The sequence below is a fragment of the Heyndrickxia sp. FSL K6-6286 genome, assembly GCF_038630395.1.
In the GTDB taxonomy this organism is placed as follows: domain Bacteria; phylum Bacillota; class Bacilli; order Bacillales; family Bacillaceae_C; genus Heyndrickxia; species Heyndrickxia oleronia.
Genome location: NZ_CP152029.1, coordinates 1,320,878 through 1,339,761, shown reverse-complemented (window position 1 = coordinate 1,339,761; position 18,884 = coordinate 1,320,878). Strand labels below are relative to the sequence as shown.

The 18,884-nt window shown below is 35.9% G+C and carries 19 protein-coding genes and 1 tRNA gene; 2 read left to right on the top strand and 18 right to left on the bottom strand.

Features of this window, described 5'->3' with window-relative positions; genetic code table 11:
* Positions 1 to 13: 13 nt before the first annotated feature.
* The 7 genes from gpmI to rpoN all read right to left on the bottom strand — a co-directional run bounded on the left by gpmI (position 14) and on the right by rpoN (position 7,575).
* The gene (gene gpmI, locus MHI39_RS06600) at positions 14 to 1,549 is read right to left on the bottom strand and encodes a 2,3-bisphosphoglycerate-independent phosphoglycerate mutase (protein ID WP_280616633.1); all 1,536 of its coding nucleotides are present in this window, start codon (positions 1,547 to 1,549) and stop codon (positions 14 to 16) included.
* Complete coding sequence (gene tpiA, locus MHI39_RS06595) at positions 1,542 to 2,303, bottom strand: triose-phosphate isomerase (RefSeq protein WP_251346065.1); 762 nt, start codon at positions 2,301 to 2,303, stop codon at positions 1,542 to 1,544. Before tpiA ends, gpmI begins: the two co-directional genes overlap by 8 nt.
* Before the next feature lie 31 nt (positions 2,304 to 2,334).
* Positions 2,335 to 3,519 (bottom strand): phosphoglycerate kinase, encoded by a 1,185-nt coding sequence (locus MHI39_RS06590; protein WP_342540928.1) that lies wholly within the window; start codon positions 3,517 to 3,519, stop codon positions 2,335 to 2,337.
* Positions 3,520 to 3,733: 214 nt separating this feature from the next.
* Positions 3,734 to 4,741, bottom strand: a complete 1,008-nt coding sequence (gene gap / locus MHI39_RS06585) for a type I glyceraldehyde-3-phosphate dehydrogenase (RefSeq protein ID WP_342540927.1) — start codon at positions 4,739 to 4,741, stop codon at positions 3,734 to 3,736.
* 66 nt (positions 4,742 to 4,807) lie between these two features.
* The gene (locus MHI39_RS06580) at positions 4,808 to 5,833 is read right to left on the bottom strand and encodes a sugar-binding transcriptional regulator (protein WP_280616631.1); all 1,026 of its coding nucleotides are present in this window, start codon (positions 5,831 to 5,833) and stop codon (positions 4,808 to 4,810) included.
* A gap of 145 nt (positions 5,834 to 5,978) precedes the next feature.
* A complete protein-coding gene (locus MHI39_RS06575) occupies positions 5,979 to 6,215 on the bottom strand; it encodes a glutaredoxin family protein (protein ID WP_251338289.1) in 237 nt (78 codons plus the stop codon).
* Positions 6,216 to 6,231: 16 nt separating this feature from the next.
* Positions 6,232 to 7,575, bottom strand: a complete 1,344-nt coding sequence (gene rpoN / locus MHI39_RS06570; protein WP_342540925.1) for an RNA polymerase factor sigma-54 — start codon at positions 7,573 to 7,575, stop codon at positions 6,232 to 6,234.
* A gap of 306 nt (positions 7,576 to 7,881) precedes the next feature.
* Between rpoN and MHI39_RS06565 the strand changes: the two genes are divergently transcribed.
* Positions 7,882 to 7,953 (top strand) — tRNA-Arg (locus MHI39_RS06565).
* 255 nt (positions 7,954 to 8,208) lie between these two features.
* A complete protein-coding gene (gene clpP, locus MHI39_RS06560) occupies positions 8,209 to 8,802 on the top strand; it encodes an ATP-dependent Clp endopeptidase proteolytic subunit ClpP (RefSeq protein ID WP_058002861.1) in 594 nt (197 codons plus the stop codon).
* Positions 8,803 to 8,896: 94 nt separating this feature from the next.
* Here clpP and MHI39_RS06555 read toward each other — a convergent pair whose 3' ends face one another.
* The 11 genes from MHI39_RS06555 to lgt form a co-directional block, all read right to left on the bottom strand.
* Positions 8,897 to 9,151 carry an HPr family phosphocarrier protein gene (locus MHI39_RS06555; protein ID WP_251338291.1) on the bottom strand — a complete coding sequence of 85 codons (255 nt, stop codon included), beginning with the start codon at positions 9,149 to 9,151 and terminating at the stop codon, positions 8,897 to 8,899.
* 39 nt (positions 9,152 to 9,190) lie between these two features.
* Positions 9,191 to 10,150, bottom strand: coding sequence for a DNA-binding protein WhiA (whiA, locus tag MHI39_RS06550; protein ID WP_058002863.1), 960 nt, complete (start codon positions 10,148 to 10,150; stop codon positions 9,191 to 9,193).
* Positions 10,151 to 10,208: 58 nt separating this feature from the next.
* Positions 10,209 to 11,201 (bottom strand): YvcK family protein, encoded by a 993-nt coding sequence (locus MHI39_RS06545; RefSeq protein WP_058002864.1) that lies wholly within the window; start codon positions 11,199 to 11,201, stop codon positions 10,209 to 10,211.
* Positions 11,198 to 12,076, bottom strand: coding sequence for an RNase adapter RapZ (rapZ, locus tag MHI39_RS06540; RefSeq protein ID WP_058002865.1), 879 nt, complete (start codon positions 12,074 to 12,076; stop codon positions 11,198 to 11,200). The genes MHI39_RS06545 and rapZ overlap by 4 nt, the downstream gene beginning before the upstream one ends.
* A gap of 36 nt (positions 12,077 to 12,112) precedes the next feature.
* Entirely contained in the window at positions 12,113 to 12,571 is a 459-nt protein-coding gene (locus tag MHI39_RS06535; protein WP_058002866.1) for an 8-oxo-dGTP diphosphatase, read from the bottom strand.
* 267 nt (positions 12,572 to 12,838) lie between these two features.
* Complete coding sequence (trxB, locus tag MHI39_RS06530) at positions 12,839 to 13,792, bottom strand: thioredoxin-disulfide reductase (RefSeq protein ID WP_058002867.1); 954 nt, start codon at positions 13,790 to 13,792, stop codon at positions 12,839 to 12,841.
* A gap of 151 nt (positions 13,793 to 13,943) precedes the next feature.
* Positions 13,944 to 15,458, bottom strand: coding sequence for a tetratricopeptide repeat protein (locus tag MHI39_RS06525; RefSeq protein WP_259549363.1), 1,515 nt, complete (start codon positions 15,456 to 15,458; stop codon positions 13,944 to 13,946).
* Between the two features lie 149 nt (positions 15,459 to 15,607).
* Positions 15,608 to 16,132, bottom strand: a complete 525-nt coding sequence (locus MHI39_RS06520; RefSeq protein ID WP_259549362.1) for an acyltransferase — start codon at positions 16,130 to 16,132, stop codon at positions 15,608 to 15,610.
* Entirely contained in the window at positions 16,132 to 16,782 is a 651-nt protein-coding gene (gene ppaX / locus MHI39_RS06515; RefSeq protein WP_280616627.1) for a pyrophosphatase PpaX, read from the bottom strand. The genes MHI39_RS06520 and ppaX overlap by 1 nt, the downstream gene beginning before the upstream one ends.
* A 303-nt stretch (positions 16,783 to 17,085) precedes the next feature.
* On the bottom strand, positions 17,086 to 18,033 hold the full coding sequence (locus MHI39_RS06510) for a nucleoside recognition domain-containing protein (protein ID WP_259549359.1): 948 nt from the start codon (positions 18,031 to 18,033) through the stop codon (positions 17,086 to 17,088).
* 24 nt (positions 18,034 to 18,057) lie between these two features.
* Entirely contained in the window at positions 18,058 to 18,867 is an 810-nt protein-coding gene (gene lgt / locus MHI39_RS06505) for a prolipoprotein diacylglyceryl transferase (RefSeq protein WP_058002872.1), read from the bottom strand.
* Positions 18,868 to 18,884: the final 17 nt, after the last annotated feature.

Genomic DNA, 18,884 nt, shown 5'->3' with positions numbered 1-18,884 from the left:
CTAAATAAATAATTTAATGTTTAATAATCGTTTTACCTGTCATTTCTTCAGGCTGTTTTACACCAAGTAGATCAAGCATGGTTGGAGCAAGATCGCCTAATATCCCGCCATCTCGAAGTTCTACTCCTTTTTTCGTGACGATAACTGGAACCGGATTGGTAGTATGAGCTGTCATTGGTTGACCTTCGAGAGTGATCACTTCATCGGCATTTCCGTGATCAGCAGTAATAATTGCTGTACCACCCTTTTCGATAATGAGATCAACAATCTTACCAAGACATTCATCCACTGTTTCTATCGCTTTTATTGTTGGCTCTAGCATTCCTGAGTGCCCAACCATATCTGGATTGGCAAAGTTAAGAATGATCGCATCTTGTTTATCACCTTGAATTTCTTTTAATAAGGCATCTGTAACCTCATAAGCACTCATTTCCGGTTTTAAATCATAGGTAGCTACCTTTGGTGAATTAATTAATATTCGTGTTTCACCAGGAAATTCAGCTTCACGTCCCCCACTCATAAAGAAGGTAACATGTGGATATTTCTCTGTTTCTGCTATACGTAATTGTTTTAAACCGTTTTGTGATAAAACTTCACCAAGTGTATTATCCAAGTTTACAGGTTTAAATGCAACGTATCCATCTACAGTTTCAGAAAAATGAGTTAAACAAACAAAAAATAAATCTTTTGGATGCTTTGGACCGCGATCAAATGAACGAAAATCTTTATTCGTAAATGTGTTAGAAATTTGTATTGCACGGTCTGGTCTAAAATTATAGAAGATGACTGAGTCCTTATCTTTAATTGTTGCTACAGGCTCACCATTTTCTTTTGTGATAACAGAAGGAATAACGAATTCATCATAGATACCATGAGAATATGAATCCTCTACAAGCTTTAATGGATCTGTATACGTTGGACCTTCTCCATAAACCATTGCGCGATACGATTTCTCTACACGTTCCCAACGCTTATCACGGTCCATTGAATAATAACGACCAGAAATCGTAGCAAATTCACCGACCCCTAGTTCATCCATTACTTTTTGTGTTTCTTTTATATATTTTTCAGCAGTTTGTGGACCAACATCACGACCATCAAGGAAAGCGTGGACATACACCTTTTTCACGCCTTCACTTGCTGCTAGTTTTAATAATGCGAATAGATGATTGATATGACTGTGTACGCCCCCATCAGATAAAAGTCCAAATAGATGGAGACTAGTTCCATTCTTTTTCACATTTTCAATGGCTTGAAGGAAGGTTTCATTTTTCACAAAATCTCCTTCGCGAATTGATACATTTACCCTTGTTAAACTTTGATAAACGATACGACCAGCACCGATATTTAAATGTCCTACCTCAGAGTTTCCCATTTGACCCTCAGGTAATCCAACTGCCTCACCACTCGCAGTTAATGTATTGTGAGGATAATTTGCCCAAAATCGATCAAAGTTCGGCTTTTTAGCTTGAGTAACCGCATTTCCCTTTGTTTCCTCACGCAAACCAAACCCATCCAAAATAATTAGGGCTACAGGAGATTTACTCATGGCTTACCGCCTCCAGTAGTTGTAAAAAGCTTTGTGGCTCTAAACTTGCACCGCCAACTAATGCTCCATCAATATCAGACTGTGCCATATATTCTTTAATATTCGTTGGTTTTACACTACCACCATATTGAATACGTACAGAATCAGCAGCTTCTTTTGAAAATTGTTGTTCAACAACTCTGCGGATATGTGAGCAAACTTCATTTGCATCTTCTGCAGTAGAAGATTTTCCTGTTCCAATTGCCCAGATTGGTTCATATGCAATCACTGTTTGTTTCACTTGATCCTCAGTCAATCCAACTAATGCGTTTTTCACTTGTGAAGCAACAAAATCCATTGTTTCATTGTTTTCTCTTTGTTCAAGAGTTTCCCCTACACATACGATTGGAGTTAGATTGTATTTAAATGCAGCTAGTACTTTTTTATTTACTGCTTCATCTGTTTCATTAAACATTTCTCGACGCTCTGAGTGACCAAGAATGACATAATCTACATGTAAATCTTGAAGAGCTTTTGGACTAATTTCTCCTGTAAATGCTCCACTTTCTTCAAAGTGCATATTTTGAGCACCAATGGCAACATCAGACTGATTCGTAGATTCTACTAATCGATCTAAAAATAGAGCTGGTGCACAAATAACAGAATCAACGACGTTTTTATTTGGAACTAAGCCTGAAACTGCTTCAGCAAATGATTTTGCTTCAGACATTGTTTTATGCATCTTCCAGTTACCGGCAATAATCGGTTTACGCATGAATAACATCCTTTCTATTTTCAACGATTGCTTATTTATCGTTTAACGCAGCAACACCTGGTAATGTTTTACCTTCCATAAATTCTAAGGAAGCTCCACCACCAGTTGAAATATGACTCATTTTATCTGCTAGATTGAACTTCTCTACAGCTGCAGCAGAATCACCTCCACCAATTACAGAATATGTATTTGGTGCTTCTGCTAAAGCGGCTGCTACACCCTTAGTACCATTCGCAAAGGAATCTAATTCAAATACTCCCATAGGTCCGTTCCAAATGACAAGTTTGGACTCACGAACGACATCACGATAAAGTTCAATTGTTTTTGGTCCTATATCAAGAGCTTCCCAATCAGCTGGAATTTCATCAATGGAAACAACCTTTTTATTAGCTGAATCTGAAAAATCATCCGCTACAACTACATCTACAGGCATATAGAATTTCACATTTTTTTGTTCTGCTTTTTCCATAAATGATTTTGCCAGATCAATCTTATCTTCTTCTAATAAAGATTTTCCGATTTCATAACCCTTTGCTTTAACAAACGTATAAGCTAGACCACCACCGATAATCAAGTTATCGACTTTCTCTAGCAAGTTATCAATGACACCAATTTTATCTTTTACTTTTGCCCCACCAATAATTGCTGTAAAAGGACGTTCTGGATTAGAAAGAGCTTTCCCGAGAACTTCTAGTTCCTTTTCCATTAAGAAACCTGCAACAGCTGGTAAAAATTTCGCAATTCCTTCTGTTGAAGCATGGGCGCGGTGTGCTGCACCAAATGCATCATTCACATAAATATCAGCTAAATCTGCAAAGTTCTTCGCTAATTCCGGGTCATTTTTTTCCTCTCCAGGATAAAAACGAACATTTTCAAGTAAGACAACATCACCATCATTTAATTGATCAATTTCTGCCTTTGCAATTTCACCGTAAGCCTCGTTTGATTTACGAATATCCTTTTTCAATAACTCACTTAATCTTTTGGCAACAGGTGTAAGTCTTAATTCTTCCACTACTTGGCCTTTGGGACGTCCTAAATGGCTAGCTAAAATTACCTTAGCTCCCTGATCTATTAAGTACTGAATAGTTGGTAATGCTGCACGGATTCGCGTATCATCTGTTACGTTTCCATTTTGAAGCGGGACATTAAAGTCAACCCGGCAAAATACACATTTTCCACGCAAATCAATATCTTTAATTGTCTTCTTATTCATCCGTTATGACCTCCTTTAGTAACACAATTATGTACAGGCATATTAGCAAAAGTTTTAAACTAAATACTAAATAGCCTATGTAAAAAGGGAGGGGGATTGTTCCCCACTCCCCTTTGTCCATTTCTATAGGTTAGCTTGTGCTTTCCAAGTAAAAATGGTTCAAGAAAAATATACCATTACATTCATCGAATTAAAAATGAAATTTTAAATTATATTACAAACCTTTTTTTGCAATGTAAGCAGCTAAGTCTACTACACGGTTTGAATAACCAGTTTCATTGTCATACCATGAAAGAACTTTTACCATATTATCTTCTAATACCATTGTAGATAAACCATCTACAGTTGATGATTCTTTTGCACCATTGTAATCACGAGATACAAGTGGAAGATCACTGTATGCAAGAATTCCTTTTAATTCACCTTCTGCAGCTTCTTTTAATGCTGCATTAACCTCTTCAGCAGTTACATTTTTATCTAATTCAGCAACTAGATCGACAACTGATACGTTTGAAGTAGGTACACGCATTGCCATACCGTTTAATTTCCCTTTTAATTCAGGTAAAACTAAAGCAACAGCTTTTGCAGCACCTGTAGTTGTTGGAATCATATTTTCTGCTGCTGCACGTGCACGACGATAGTCTTTATGTGGTAAATCAAGAATTTGTTGATCATTTGTATATGAGTGAACAGTTGTCATCATACCACGTTTAATACCAAATTTTTCATTTAGTACTTTTGCAAATGGAGCTAAGCAGTTTGTTGTACAAGAAGCGTTAGAGATAACATTATGATTAGCAGCATCATATTTATCTTCGTTAACACCCATTACGATTGTAATATCTTCATCAGTTGCAGGAGCAGAGATAATAACTTTTTTTGCACCAGCTTCTAAATGTTTAGCAGCATCTGCACGTTTTGTGAAGCGACCAGTAGATTCTACAACGATATCTACTCCAAGATTTCCCCAACCAAGTTGAGCTGGGTCACGTTCAGCTAGAACTTTTACTTTATGTCCGCCTACAACAAGGCTATCTCCGTCAACAGTTACATCTTGCTCAAGTGTTCCATGAACAGTATCATATTTTAAAAGATGAGCGAGCATATTCGCATCTGTTAAATCATTAACAGCTACCACTTCAACCTCAGGATTATTTAATGCAGCACGAAATACATTACGACCAATACGACCAAAACCATTGATACCAACTTTTACAGTCATTTATATTTCCTCCTTAGGATATCTTTTATAATTTATATAATTTCAAAAAGAATCTTCCTTTTGAAACTAATAACCAATCATTTTTGTTGCAGCACCTTCATCGGTAATCAGGACAGTAGATTTTGTTGCACTTTTCATACAAGCTTTTATTGCTTTCGCTTTAGAAGATCCACCAGCCACGGCTATGACATGTTTTATTTTCTGTAAGTCTTGTAATTGAAGGCCAACAGTAGGTACTTTATGTACTACTTGACCAGCTTCATTGAAATAGTAACCGAAGGCTTCTCCAACCGCATGTCCATTTGTAATTAGTTTCATATCTTCTTCCTTTGTGTTTCTACGCTTAGCCATTACATTAGCATCTCCAATTCCATGTAAAACCATGTCTGCATTTTTAATTAAATGGAGTACCTCTTTTATAATGGGTTCTTTAATAAAGGACTGATATACTTCTTTACTTACTTGATCAGGAACATACAGGACACGGTGTTTTGCACCCGTGTTTTCCGCCATTTTGGCACATACAGAATTTGCCTCATTTTTGACATCTTCTCCAATTCCACCTCTAGCTGGTACGAAAACAGTATTGGAATCACCAATAAAATCAGCAGATATCATATCTGCGACAGCTGCCATTGTACTACCACCTGCAACAGCAATCGTATTTTTTCCTACAAGGCGCTTCTTCATTCTTTTTGCACATGCTCTACCAAGTTCCTGTTTTACCCAAGGGGTTTCATCACTATCGCCAGGGACAATAACCACTTCTTGAAGGTTCAATAATTCTTTTAGCTTTTCTTCCATCTCATTGATGCCTGAAATCTCTCTCATCATTCCAGATAGACCTTCGAGTACGGAAAGACCCTGTTCCGAAACAGACATTCCATTCGTTTTAATTGTAATGAGCTTTTGTTCATTGAGAAATTCTACTTCACTACGTAAAACGCGTTCCGAGAAGCCCAATACTTGTGCTAATGTTCTTCTTCCCACAGGCTCCATAAAATGAATAGAGCGAAGTATTTGGAAACGTTTTTGCATAACAGAGAGCATATCAGGTAATAATTTTTTTTGAAGCTCTATTAATGTATACATCGTTTTAATCCCTTCAAGAAATATCACGGGTCACTTATCGTCCCACGTAGACATATTATGTCCCGACTGATATAAAAAAAATTTACCCTTGCTACATTTTTTATTTTAGCAGGGTAAAAACAGGAATTCAACCAAATTGACTTATTTATTTTTTTAAATAGCTTTGTAAGGTAAAATAATCAATCTGGCCATATTGAATGATCTCATTATTCATTTCAATGACTGGAATCATTAAGCCGTACTTCTCGGTCAACTCATCACTTTCATCAATATTCTTCTCAATTATTTCAAAAGAAAATTCACTTTGTAAGATGGTCAATAATTGCATGGCTTCTTTACAAAGCTGGCATTGATTTCTTGTGTAAAATATTACTTGATTCATATCGATTCTCCTTATATTATGCAAATCGCTTTCTTTTTGAAGAGGATGGAATGTTTAATTGATCTCGATACTTTGCTACTGTTCTACGAGAGATGATGATCCCTTCATTTTTTAAATCATCTGCAATTCCTTGATCAGATAATGGTTTTAATTTATTTTCTTGTTCTATCAAATGGGATATGCGCATTTTAACTTGTTGAGCAGATGCCTGGTCCTCCTCATCAATTGAATTAGATTTCATTATACTAGTTGAGAAAAAGTACCGTAATTCATATGTCCCAAATGGTGTTTGAATAAATTTTTCTCTTACTGCCCGGCTAACTGTTGATTCATGCACATTAATTTCTTCAGATATCTCTTTCATCGTTAAAGGTTTTAAATATTCCGGTCCCTTTAAAAAGAAATCATACTGCTTTTGAATAATCGCCATTCCTACTTTCAAAAGTGTTTCTTTCCGTTGTTGAAGGCTTCTCATAATCCATTGATAATCTTGTGTTTTTTCCTTTAAAAAATGCTTCACTTGTTGATCTTTATAGGATGACATCATTTTATAATAGTCTTTTTGAAATTGCACATTTGGAAGATGTTTCTGGAACAGATCTAATTCGATCGTATCATTCTCAAGCGTTACAATTAAATCCGGCACGATATATTGCGCCTGTTCCGAGTGATAAGCTGCTCCTGGTCGTGGATTTAATGTTTTGATATAGTCAGCAGCCCATTGTATCTCATTAATTTCCACTCCAAGCTGTTTGGAAAGCGGTTTCCATTTTCGATCGGCAAACTCCAAAAAGTATTGAGTAAGAATGTCATAAACCAGGGTTGGGCAATCTTTTTTTTGATTAACCTGTAGTAATAAGCACTCCTGTAAATTTCGTGCACCGACTCCGACAGGTTCTAAACCATGTAGTATATCCAGGCAACGGTTCACAACTACCAGCTCTACATCATTCTTTTTAGCCACTTCCTCAATTGGAACAGTTAGATAACCATTTGAGTCAAGATTGTAAATGAGATAGGATAATACAGCTTTTTCACTATTTGTTAGCGTTTTCAAAGAAAGCTGCATAAATAAATAGTCTTGTATATTGATAGATGACTGAGAGATTTGATCAATCCATTGTTTATAGTCGCGCTCATTTTTGTATGATTTTCTCTTTTTGGATCCATCCGAATGCAAATCTATATATTTTACATTTGTATGCTCTAATTGTATCAAAGGATTTTCGATAGCCTTTTCTTCCAGAAAAGAGACTAGCTCTTGAGATGAGTATTGTAGAAGTTCGATAGCTTGTTTCAATTCTTGTGTCATTGTTAATTTCAAAGATTGTTGTTGATATAATCCGAATTGTAAATTCAAGCAATTCCCCTCCGTTTGTTCCTTTTTTATTATTTTACCTTACAATATATTCTCCGTACATAATAAATGTAAAATCCCTTCTTTATCATCTCTTTAGTTAAGGCTCTTTTAACTAATAACTATCGGCTGAAGACCACGAACTTTCTTCATTACACTGAGTAAGGTGGCGCAACCTCCATAGAAGGACCAAATTTGTGAAAAATAGATTAAGACGTAATACTGTATTTTAAATAGAAAGGGATGGAAAAAAGTGTTGCATTTTCAGTGTTTCTCATTTATAATTTTAATTCGTACGGTTCTAAACATGCCCTCGTGGTGCAACGGATAGCACGTGAGATTCCGGTTCTTAAAATGGGGGTTCGATTCCCTCCGAGGGCGTAAGAAACCTCTTGTTCTGATGAGAACAAGAGGTTTTTTTATATTTTCAAATGGTTTAAAAACTTTTAATTTGGTTAATATGTTTAGAGTGTAAAAAAGTTTATAAAATTAAAAGTGTATTGTTTGACCTTTATTGACCATCAGTGTATGATAACATTAAATAAGGAAAATTTTCCTTTAGGCTTTTAAATAAAAAATGCCTTGTAAAGAGAATTCAATCGGTGTATATACCGAATATGTTAAGGAGGAGCAAGTATGAACTTAATTCCTACAGTTATTGAACAAACGAATCGTGGAGAACGCGCATATGATATTTATTCAAGATTATTAAAGGATCGTATCATCATGCTTGGTAGTGCTATCGATGATAATGTAGCAAATTCAATTGTTGCACAGCTTTTATTTTTAGATGCAGAAAACCCAGGTAAGGATATTTCACTTTATATTAATAGCCCTGGTGGAAGTATCACGGCTGGTATGGCAATCTATGATACGATGCAATTTATTAAATCTGATGTTTCAACAATTTGTACTGGGATGGCTGCTTCCATGGGTGCTTTCTTACTAGCTGCAGGTGAAAAAGGAAAAAGATATGCACTTCCAAATAGTGAAGTTATGATTCACCAACCGCTTGGTGGTGCACAAGGACAGGCAACAGAAATTGAGATTGCTGCAAAGCGTATTTTGTTCTTACGTGAAAAATTAAATAAAATTTTAGCTGAACGTACAGGTCAGCCATTAGAAGTAATTGAAAAAGATACAGACCGCGATAACTTTATGACTGCTGAAAAGGCAAAAGAATATGGGTTAATTGATAGCATTATTACTCGTTCTGACGAAAGAAAATAAGATAAAAGAAAAAAGAACTGCTACCTATAAATAGGTAGCAGTTCTTTTTTACATACAGTTCTCCCCACTCTTAGTAGCCAGAAAGTTACGTGATTTATTCGTTCTCAACAAATTTAGCTAAGCTTTCAACAGCCTCTTTTTCATCGCTTCCACTAGCACTTAATGTAATAACGGAACCTACTCCTGCTGCTAAACTCATTAACCCCATAATACTTTTGGCATTTACCTTCTTGCCATCCTTCTCTAAGAAAATTTCCGCAGAATAACGATTTGCCTCCTGAACGAACAAGGCTGCTGGACGAGCTTGTAGGCCTGTTTTCAGTTTTATTTCTACTTGTTTCTCAACCATTCTTTCTTCTCCCTTCAATTATTTTTTATTTAACCTAATTTATTTTGAAATAGAATTTCTATCTAGTTCCCCTGCTCTGAGCTTGTCAGCGATTTCGTCAATTTTTCTTAATCGGTGATTGATACCGGACTTACTAATATTCCCTGATGAGACCATTTCGCCCAATTCCTTCAGTGTAACATCCTGGTAGGCAACCCGTAATTCAGCAATTTCACGTAGCTTATCTGGTAATATTTGAAGACCCACTGTTTCATCGATGAATCGAATATTTTCAACTTGGCGGAGAGCAGCTCCAATTGTTTTATTCAAATTGGCCGTTTCACAGTTCACTAGTCGATTGACCGAATTTCTCATATCCCGTACGATCCTAACATCTTCGAAGCGAAGTAATGAATTATGAGCACCAATGACATTTAAGAACTCTGTTATTTTTTCAGCTTCCTTTAAATAAGTAATAAATCCCTTTTTTCGTTCTAATGTTTTACTATTAAGATTGAAAAAGTTCATTAATTCACATAAAGAATCATTATGTTCCTTATACAATGAAAAAATCTCTAGATGATAAGAGGAAGTTTCAGGATTGTTTACTGAGCCTCCTGCAAGGAATGCACCACGTAAATAGGAACGTTTACAACATTTTTTCTTAATTAGAGCGGGTGAAATATTATGGATAAAAGTAAAACCTTCACCTAATATTTCTAAATCCTCTAGAATTTCCTTAGCTTTTGCTTTCATCCGAACAATGTAAACATTGTTTTTCTTTAAACGCATTTTTTTTCTAACTAATAATTCAACAGGAGTATCATATATGCGCTTTATTAGAGTATAAATCCTTCGAGCAATTGCTGCATTTTCCGTCTGAACATTCACGACCAAAATTCGATTGGAAAAGGATAATGATCCGTTCATACGAATCAATGCTGACAGCTCTGAGCGAACACAGCAATCTTTTACTTGTAAATTTGTTAATTCTTTTTTTGTTTCCGAAGCAAATGACATATTTTTATACCTCCAGTTGACCCTCGACTGAATGTTGTGGAGGGGGAAGCATTACCGTTCAGCTTCCACTCTTTATTTTTTCTTTTAATTGATCGTCAATCAAGGAATATATAATTTTAGCAACCTTTTCAGTATCATGACGTATATAGCCATTTTGGTAAGTTATAATTCGATCATAGAGAACTTCTAATCCCATTGTTTCAAGACGATCTACATCAAAAACAACTGGTTTTGCAAGCTCCTCTTTATATTTCTCCTGTATTTCTGGAGGTACCTCTTCGTTATTCACAAGTACAGTATCAATAAATGAACACCCCATATGATCATAAATGGCTTGGATATGATCGCTGGCAGTAAAGTCAAGTGTTTCACCTGCTTGTGTCATTAGATTGCAAATGTATACCTTTTTTGCTTTTGCACGGCAAACTTCTTCTCCAAGCTTTGGAACAAGCAAATTCGGTAAAATACTAGTATATAAGCTACCTGGTCCAATGATAATAAGGTCGGCATTTCGTATTGCACGAACCGTTTCTGATAAAGGATGAATCACATCAGGTGTCAAAAACACGCGTTTTATTTTTTTGCCTGAAAAAGGAATCTGTGATTCACCAGTAATCACTGTTCCATCTTCCATCTCTGCATGAAGGACCACACTTTGATTCGCAGCAGGCAGAACTTTACCATGAACATTTAGTACTTTGCTCATTTCTTGGATAGCATGAACAAAATCCCCAGTAATAGATGTCAAAGCGGCTATAATTAAATTTCCTAATGAATGCCCGGAAAGTTCATTCGATGTTTTAAAACGATGCTGAAACATTTGTTCAACTAATGGTTCTACATCTGAAAGAGCAGCGAGGACATTTCGTATATCACCTGGAGAAGGGATATCCATTTCATCCCTAATTCGTCCAGAGCTCCCCCCATCATCTGCTACTGTCACAATCGCTGTTATATCGACTGGATATTTTTTCATACCTCTTAATAAAACAGATAATCCAGTCCCACCGCCGATTACAACAATCCGCGGTTGCTTTCCATCCATTCTCATGATGTTGTTTCCTTCCTTTTCTTTATATCCCGATGCGTAATCCGCGTCTGATAATCATTTTCAAAATGATGGGCTATATACTCAGTCAATGCTACGGAACGATGTTGACCACCAGTGCACCCAATCGCAATAACTAACTGGCTTTTTCCCTCACGTTTATAATGTGGGAGCATAAATGTAAGTAAATCAATCACTTTTTCTAAAAACTTACTTGTTTCATTCCATTTTAAAACATAGTCATATACATCTTTATCTAATCCTGTTTTTGGACGCATGTTTTCTATATAATATGGATTTGGTAAGAAGCGGACATCAAATACTAGATCCGCATCAATTGGAAGACCATGCTTAAATCCAAATGACATGACATTAACAGTAAATGTCGATTGTTTGTTGATGGAAAACTCTGTTAGAATTTTTTCCCGCAACTCCTTGGGTTTAATCCCTGAAGTATTAAAGATAATTTGTGCTCGACCCTTAAGCTCCTCTAACAACGTCCGTTCCTGTTTAATACCTTCTAAAGGCAAGCCAGTTTGAGATAAGGGATGTAACCGTCTTGTTTCTTTATATCTTCTAACCAATACAGAATCATCTGCATCTAAAAAGAGTATACGTGGAGAAACCCAAGAAGTTTCAGCTAAATCATCTAATGCTTTAAATAAATGATCAAAAAATTCACGCCCGCGTAAATCCATTACAAGCGCGACCTTATTCATTTGATTATTCGCATCCTTCATCAATTCCAAAAACTTTGGTAGCAGTGTCGGTGGCAAGTTATCAACACAAAAAAAGCCAAGATCTTCAAAGCTTTGAATAGCTACTGTCTTGCCAGCGCCAGACATCCCGGTTATGATCACTAATTGAACACTGCTCATAAATTTCTCCCCCTATATCAAATGGTAATAAAAAAATTAACTAGGATCTAATCGATAAGATAGTAATTCAAACTCTGAAGTGTAAGTAAAATTACCATAAATTATTCCATTTCCATGAATTAAGTAATCTAAAATATGGTGATCCCCCTCCGCCATTGATAATTGATTGATTTCATCAATGGAGTGCCACTCAAGAATTCCTTCTTCAGACTGCTCTAAAGGAGTTCCATCACCATCTGTTGCTTTAAATGAGAACATCATCCATTCCGAGATAATATCATTTCCTTCTTTTATATTAATTGTAAAAATCCCTTTTAGTGAGGGCTGTTTTATATAAATTCCTGTTTCTTCTCGAAACTCCCGAATAACTGATTCACGAATGGTTTCTCCTTGTTCCATCTTGCCTCCTGGAGCAACCCACCAATTTCGACGAGGTTTTTGCAGAAGCAAAATTTTATTGTCCTTTATATATAAGCAATTCGTTACACGTTGCAAATTAATCACCTCGTTACTCATCATAAATATGTAGTCATTTATCCATATATCTACTCATTATATTATACTATCTTTCCCGATGGCTAACAATGAAAGACCCCATGATGAATATGCTACATCATACGAATGTTTAGAACGTTTCCTGTGCAAAAAAAAGCACAGGCATCACCTGTGCTAAAAGGGGTATTATTAAAAAAAGGGGGTCAATTTCAACTATCTATATCTTAACCCATGATTATTTCAACGGCATTACAGAAATATGACTTTTTAGTTATTTTTCACATGAAGCTTTTCTTTTAATTCTTCTACATAAACCTGTGCATTCTGTGCTGCGATACTGCCATCACCTGTTGCAGTAACAATTTGTCGTAATGTTTTTTCCCTAACATCCCCAGCAGCAAAAATTCCAGGGATTTTTGTCACCATATTTTCGTCCGTTACAATATAGCCTGCTTCATTTGTAATTCCTAAGCTTGCAAATGGTTTCGTTAGTGGAACCATTCCAATGTAAATAAACACACCATCTGTTTTAAATTCTTGTTCTTCTCCGTTTTCAGTAGAAATTAATGTAACAGAGCTTACTTTCCCATTTTCTTCATGAATTTCTTTCAAAGTATGATTCCAAATGAAATCAACCTTTTCATTTGCAAATGCTCTATCTTGAAGAATTTTTTGAGCTCGAAGCTGATCACGTCGGTGAATAATGGTAACTTTGCTTGCAAAGCGAGTTAAATAAACTCCTTCTTCAACAGCTGAATCTCCTCCACCAATAACGACTAATTCTTTATTTTTAAAGAATGCACCGTCACAAACAGCACAATAAGAAACTCCACGTCCGCCTAGTTCCTTCTCGCCCGGAACACCTACTTTTTTATACTCAGCACCTGTAGCAATAATAATGGCTCTCGCCTTATATTCCTTTGAACCAGCATTAATGGTTTTGTATTCTTCTCCATCAATTATTTCCTTAATATCACCATAGGCATATTCTGCTCCAAATTTCTTCGCATGCTCGAACATTTTATTAGAAAGATCTGGTCCAAGAATATGGTCATATCCTGGATAGTTCTCAACTTCCTCGGTATTTGCCATTTGTCCTCCTGGAATTCCACGTTCAATCATTAAGGTAGACAAATTAGCACGAGATGTATAAACAGCTGCGGTCATTCCAGCAGGACCCGCACCAACAATTATAACATCATAAATTTTTTCCTCTGACACAATCAACACTCCTTTTACAAATGACAATAACTTAGTAGATGTAGGCAATGACCTAGTCATAAAAGTTACACGTCTATCCACATAGATGGTGATAGCATTCCCTAACTACTTATATCCTATAAGACAATGACGTTTCCGTCCATACATCTGCTTACTGGTAATAAGATCTGATAACTTTTGTATACTTTTGTAAAGTAGATGTTGATATTTTATATTTATTCGAGATTTCTGCTTGTGATTTTTTCTCATTTTTCAACTGGTGCCAAACATATTCTGTTGCAGCAGCAAATGCTTGTTGGTTAGAAAACTCTTGTCCTCTTTTAACCCCTTCAAGGAATATAGAAAACCACATTAGGAATAATCCAGATGATACTGCACTAATTGGGTGATGGTTTTCATAGAGGATATTTGCAACATGATGTGCTTTAGATATTACTCCATCTGGATCAAATTGATCTTTTAGTTCGGAATCAAGTACATTGGCTAAATAAACCTTTTCCGTTAAAGAAAACTCTTCTAATGATTTAAAGTCAGGATGTCCGATCATCTCTTCTTTCCGCTTAGATTTGGATAAAATAAAAATCCCAAATAAACGTTCTTCCATATACTCACTACGCAATTTTTTTATGGTAGAAGTAACATGATCCTCAAAACCTACATCAATTTTTGCCAGGTCATTCCACGGTTCTTGTCCTGCTTTTTCAGGATTTATTTCCACTACTTGTTTCCATGCATTCTTTGCCGTTTGTTCATGGCCAGTATAATGGGCTGACTGGGCCAACCAATAATAGTAACTAGAATCACCATCAAATCCGATTTTTTTCAACTTATTAAGCCATTGATAGGCCTGTTGATATCTTCCGATTAATGCAAATGTTGCACCAAGCTTGTACTGATGCTCTATTAGTATTGGTTGAACTTTTTCTAGCCCTTTGAGCAAATCATCCAATTCAATATCTCTTCGTTGGTGATAAAGAAAAACTGCCAAATTGCAAATCCCATGTAAATTACCAGGATTTTTAACAAGGAGATCATCCAAGACTTTGGCAGCCATCTCCATTTCGCCAAGATAGAAATAGCCTAAAGCTAAATTATTATATGCCGACCAAAAATCTGGGAACTCTTGAATAACTCCCTTAAGAATTTCAACTGCTTTTTGAAAATTGCCTGATTCTAATAGTTGCCGTGCTTTATCTTGCTTTAGAATCAATTCATCTTTTATAAGAAAAGAATCTTCGCCATCCTCGTCTTCAGTTCCAATTATATATAGTAAATCTTCCGCATCTTCAACAAAATCACCGTATGGATCGGCTTCTAAATAAGCAGTCACATGTTTATGAGCTTCATTAAATAGCCCAAGCTCTGCATAGTTATTTGCTAAAAAATATAAACACTCTGCCATGCTTGGATCCAACTCATCAATAATACGTTTAAATAATTCATTAGACTGTTGATATTCTTCTAACTGCATATAGACCAATCCAAGCTGACAGGCAATCATCGGTTCGTAAGGATCTAAATGGACCGCACGCTCCAAATATTTTTTCGCTCCTGCCAAATCATGGCGATTAAATGCGTTTAATCCTTTATTAAAATAATATTCTCCTGTCGGTATAAATGACAGGACTACTCCATTCTCCTGTCTAACCTTTGAGTCTTTTGCCATGATAGTCCCTCACAAATCGTACATAGTTAACTTCTGTAGTATAACATATAAACTAAAAATGATTAACAGGTAAACTGATTAAGTATAATGACAAAACGTTTCTTTCTCCCTTAGATCAAGAAAACCAAGGAGGATTCCTTTTTAAAAGGTTATCCACCCTGGTTTTCATTTTTTTGACGTTCTATCATTTCTTCTTTTGTATAAATAATCCTCATCGGATTGCCACCAACAAATGAGCCTGAAGGGACATCTTTGTGAACAAGTGTCCCTGCGGAAACGATCGCTCCGTCCCCAATAATAACTCCAGGTAATATCGTTGTATTGGCACCAATCATTACTTCACTGCCTATTTTCACTTCACCTAGACGATATTCTTTTATTAAGTATTCATGGGCAAGAATCGTTGTGTTATAGCCAATTACAGTATTTTTGCCCACTGATATTTTTTCAGGAAACATAACATCCAACATGACCATTAATGCAAATGAAGTTTGCTCTCCTATTTTCATTCCCAGGAAGTTTCGATATAGCCAATTTTTCACTGATAGAAATGGTGTATACCTTGCAAGTTGGATGATAATAAAATTCTTCACTACTTTCAAGAAAGGAACCGTCTTATATACATGCCATAGTGAATTAGCACCAGTAACAGGGTAACGGGTTGTCCGTCTCATTAAGCAGTCACTCCGAGAATCTTCAACAGATCGGCCATTTCGTCTAAAATATAATCCGGTTTAAAGCTCTCAATATACTCTCGTCCCTTTACAGACCAGGCAACACCAACAGAGGCAGTTCCAGCATTCTTCCCTGCTTCAATATCATGATAATTATCTCCAACCATCATTGCCTCCTGTGGTGTAGAGTTTAATAATTTTAAAGCTTTTTCAATTGGTTCTGGATGTGGTTTTTCATGCTCTACTTCATCTAATGAGATGATCACTTTAAAAAACGGATCGAGTTTCATTAGCTTCAATCCCTTAATAACGGTATCTCTTTTTTTAGTAGATACAATCCCCAATTTATACCCCTTTTCATCCAAGGTTTTAATCGTCTCAAACACACCTTTAAATTCTTTAACCAATGAATCATGATGTTCAATATTATAGGTACGATATTTTTGAATCATCTCTTCTGTTCGATCTTTGTCTATAGATGAAAAGGTAACAAACAGTGACGGTCCAATAAAAGGAAGAACATCTTCCCTTTTATAACGGTCTGGATAGTAACTATTTAATGTATGTAAAAATGAAGCAATGATTAATTCATTTGTATCAATTAATGTTCCGTCTAAATCAAATAGAATAGTTGTAATATGACTGTTCATAAAAATAATCCTTTCATTTTACTGAACTAAAATAAAGTACTGACGAGTAAAACGATCTAAAATTTTACAGACATTCGTTACATTATTTTAAAAGGCTCCATTCTCAAACCTTGTTATTTAGGTACAGTTTTAACTTATAAAGAAGGTTGAAAGTCTGTCCAATCACTTCATTCCACTGAGAAAAGAGCTTGTAAGCCTTCAACCTTTTATACTAGTAACTATACTATACAAAATCAGCCTATTATAACAATAGGTTTTTCAATAATTAGCGTACCGAATGTCCTACTATTTTTCTCTTCTATTTTAGCTTTCAAGTGCACTAGAAGATTTATTTTTCGCGATCACCCTACGATTCCAAATGAATCCGATAATGACAGTTAAAAGAATCGCAGTAACCAATCGAATAAGTAATAATGGTAGTACAGGAATCCCTAATGGAACAAAAATTAATGTATCCTCTACCACTGCATGACAGCCAACTAAAAAAATAAATGCAAGTGTAATATCTTTTTTGCTGACACCATCTTCTTTAACCGCTTGTATCATTACGCCTGCTCCATAGGCCAAGCCAAATAACAAACCCGCAGCTAGCGTAGTGGAAGTGTTTTCCCTCATTCCCAACATGCGAGTAAATGGAGACATCATTTTCGAAAACCATTGTAAAACCTTTAAATCCTTCAAGAGCTGGATTCCTACCATAAGTGGAATAACAATAATTGCTAGTTGATAAACACCTAATGCGGCTTTTTCTAAGGCATGTAACCCAATCTCCAAAATACCCGATAGCTGTTTCTCCTGCGGTGCTATCATTCCATAATGAGCAGTTTGTTGCCCTCCATGCCAGACAAGATTAATAATCATAGCTGAAATAAACGCTAATCCGACCCTAACAAGAATCATAATCCATACTTTTACTCCAACCTTTACGGCAACACTTGATTCAATTAGTAGATTATGAGCAAAGGAAAGCATCACAGCAATTGTAAATACTTCCTTTACTGTAAGATCCACCGATAAAATCCCAGCTATTCCAGCATAAAGATTCAGAAAGTTTCCTAGAACAAGAGGAATCGCTGCATCACCCGACAATCCAAAAATCCCCATCAAAGGCGATATTAGTTGAATAATCCAGGGTAGTACCGGGGTGTACTGTAAAATGGCAACGATTAATGTGACTGGAAAAATAATTTTCCCCAATGTCCAAGTTGTTTTAAGTCCTGACAATAAACCAGTTTTGAACGTTTGAACCATTAGCTTCTCTCCAGTGCCTAGTATTTAATCACGATAATGTTCTTTCGCCATACCCGTCACCCTTCTACCAATCCATAGAACAAGGGCAATAGCAATTAAAACGATGGAAATAACTTGGGCAATTCTCAAACTGCTTGTTAGCATTAGACTATCAGTACGCATCCCTTCAATAAAGAAACGGCCAATCGAATACCAGATTACATAGCTTAAGAAAAGCTCACCTCTTCTTAAATTTACTTTTCTGAGCATGATAAGTAGAATAAATCCCACAATATTCCAAATGGATTCATATAAAAAGGTTGGATGATAGTAAGTTCCATCAATATACATTTGGTTTATGATAAAATCGGGAAGATGTAAATTTTCAAGAAATGCTCGAGAAACTTCCCCACCATGGGCTTCCTGATTCATAAAATTACCCCAGCGACCAATTGCTTGACCTAAAATTATACTTGGTGCTGCAATATCTGCTAGCTTCCAAAACGAAACATTTTTTATTCTTGAAAAAATAATTGTCGTCAATATTGCCCCAATCAAAGCACCATGTATGGCTATTCCACCATTCCATATTTTAATAATATCTCCAGGGTGCTGTGAATAATAACTCCATTCAAACAAAACATAATAAATTCTCGCGCAAATAATTGATATAGGAATGGCCCAAATCAATAGATCAGCAAAAGTATCCTTATTTAAGCCGCGTCTTTCTGATTCTTTCATTACTAAATAAAGGCCAAGTGCTATTCCAATACCTATTATAATTCCATACCAATGAACCTCAAGCCCCCCCAGACGGAGGGCAATCGGATTTAATGGCTTGATAGTTGACTCCATATGTAAATCTCCTTCCC

What these genes read in the sequence shown, in the direction of transcription:
- MHI39_RS06590 (WP_342540928.1), bottom strand. Translation starts at nt 3,519, where the DNA reads ATGAATAAGAAGACAATTAAAGATATTGATTTGCGTGGAAAATGTGTA.
- MHI39_RS06510 (WP_259549359.1), bottom strand. Translation starts at nt 18,033, where the DNA reads ATGGTTCAAACGTTCAAAACTGGTTTATTGTCAGGACTTAAAACAACT.
- whiA (WP_058002863.1), bottom strand. Translation starts at nt 10,150, where the DNA reads ATGTCATTTGCTTCGGAAACAAAAAAAGAATTAACAAATTTACAAGTA.
- MHI39_RS06520 (WP_259549362.1), bottom strand. Translation starts at nt 16,132, where the DNA reads ATGAGACGGACAACCCGTTACCCTGTTACTGGTGCTAATTCACTATGG.
- gap (WP_342540927.1), bottom strand. Translation starts at nt 4,741, where the DNA reads ATGACTGTAAAAGTTGGTATCAATGGTTTTGGTCGTATTGGTCGTAAT.
- MHI39_RS06555 (WP_251338291.1), bottom strand. Translation starts at nt 9,151, where the DNA reads ATGGTTGAGAAACAAGTAGAAATAAAACTGAAAACAGGCCTACAAGCT.
- MHI39_RS06575 (WP_251338289.1), bottom strand. Translation starts at nt 6,215, where the DNA reads ATGAATCAAGTAATATTTTACACAAGAAATCAATGCCAGCTTTGTAAA.
- MHI39_RS06580 (WP_280616631.1), bottom strand. Translation starts at nt 5,833, where the DNA reads ATGTATACATTAATAGAGCTTCAAAAAAAATTATTACCTGATATGCTC.
- clpP (WP_058002861.1), top strand. Translation starts at nt 8,209, where the DNA reads ATGAACTTAATTCCTACAGTTATTGAACAAACGAATCGTGGAGAACGC.
- MHI39_RS06545 (WP_058002864.1), bottom strand. Translation starts at nt 11,201, where the DNA reads ATGAGAATGGATGGAAAGCAACCGCGGATTGTTGTAATCGGCGGTGGG.
- MHI39_RS06525 (WP_259549363.1), bottom strand. Translation starts at nt 15,458, where the DNA reads ATGGCAAAAGACTCAAAGGTTAGACAGGAGAATGGAGTAGTCCTGTCA.
- tpiA (WP_251346065.1), bottom strand. Translation starts at nt 2,303, where the DNA reads ATGCGTAAACCGATTATTGCCGGTAACTGGAAGATGCATAAAACAATG.
- lgt (WP_058002872.1), bottom strand. Translation starts at nt 18,867, where the DNA reads ATGGAGTCAACTATCAAGCCATTAAATCCGATTGCCCTCCGTCTGGGG.
- ppaX (WP_280616627.1), bottom strand. Translation starts at nt 16,782, where the DNA reads ATGAACAGTCATATTACAACTATTCTATTTGATTTAGACGGAACATTA.
- rapZ (WP_058002865.1), bottom strand. Translation starts at nt 12,076, where the DNA reads ATGAGCAGTGTTCAATTAGTGATCATAACCGGGATGTCTGGCGCTGGC.
- gpmI (WP_280616633.1), bottom strand. Translation starts at nt 1,549, where the DNA reads ATGAGTAAATCTCCTGTAGCCCTAATTATTTTGGATGGGTTTGGTTTG.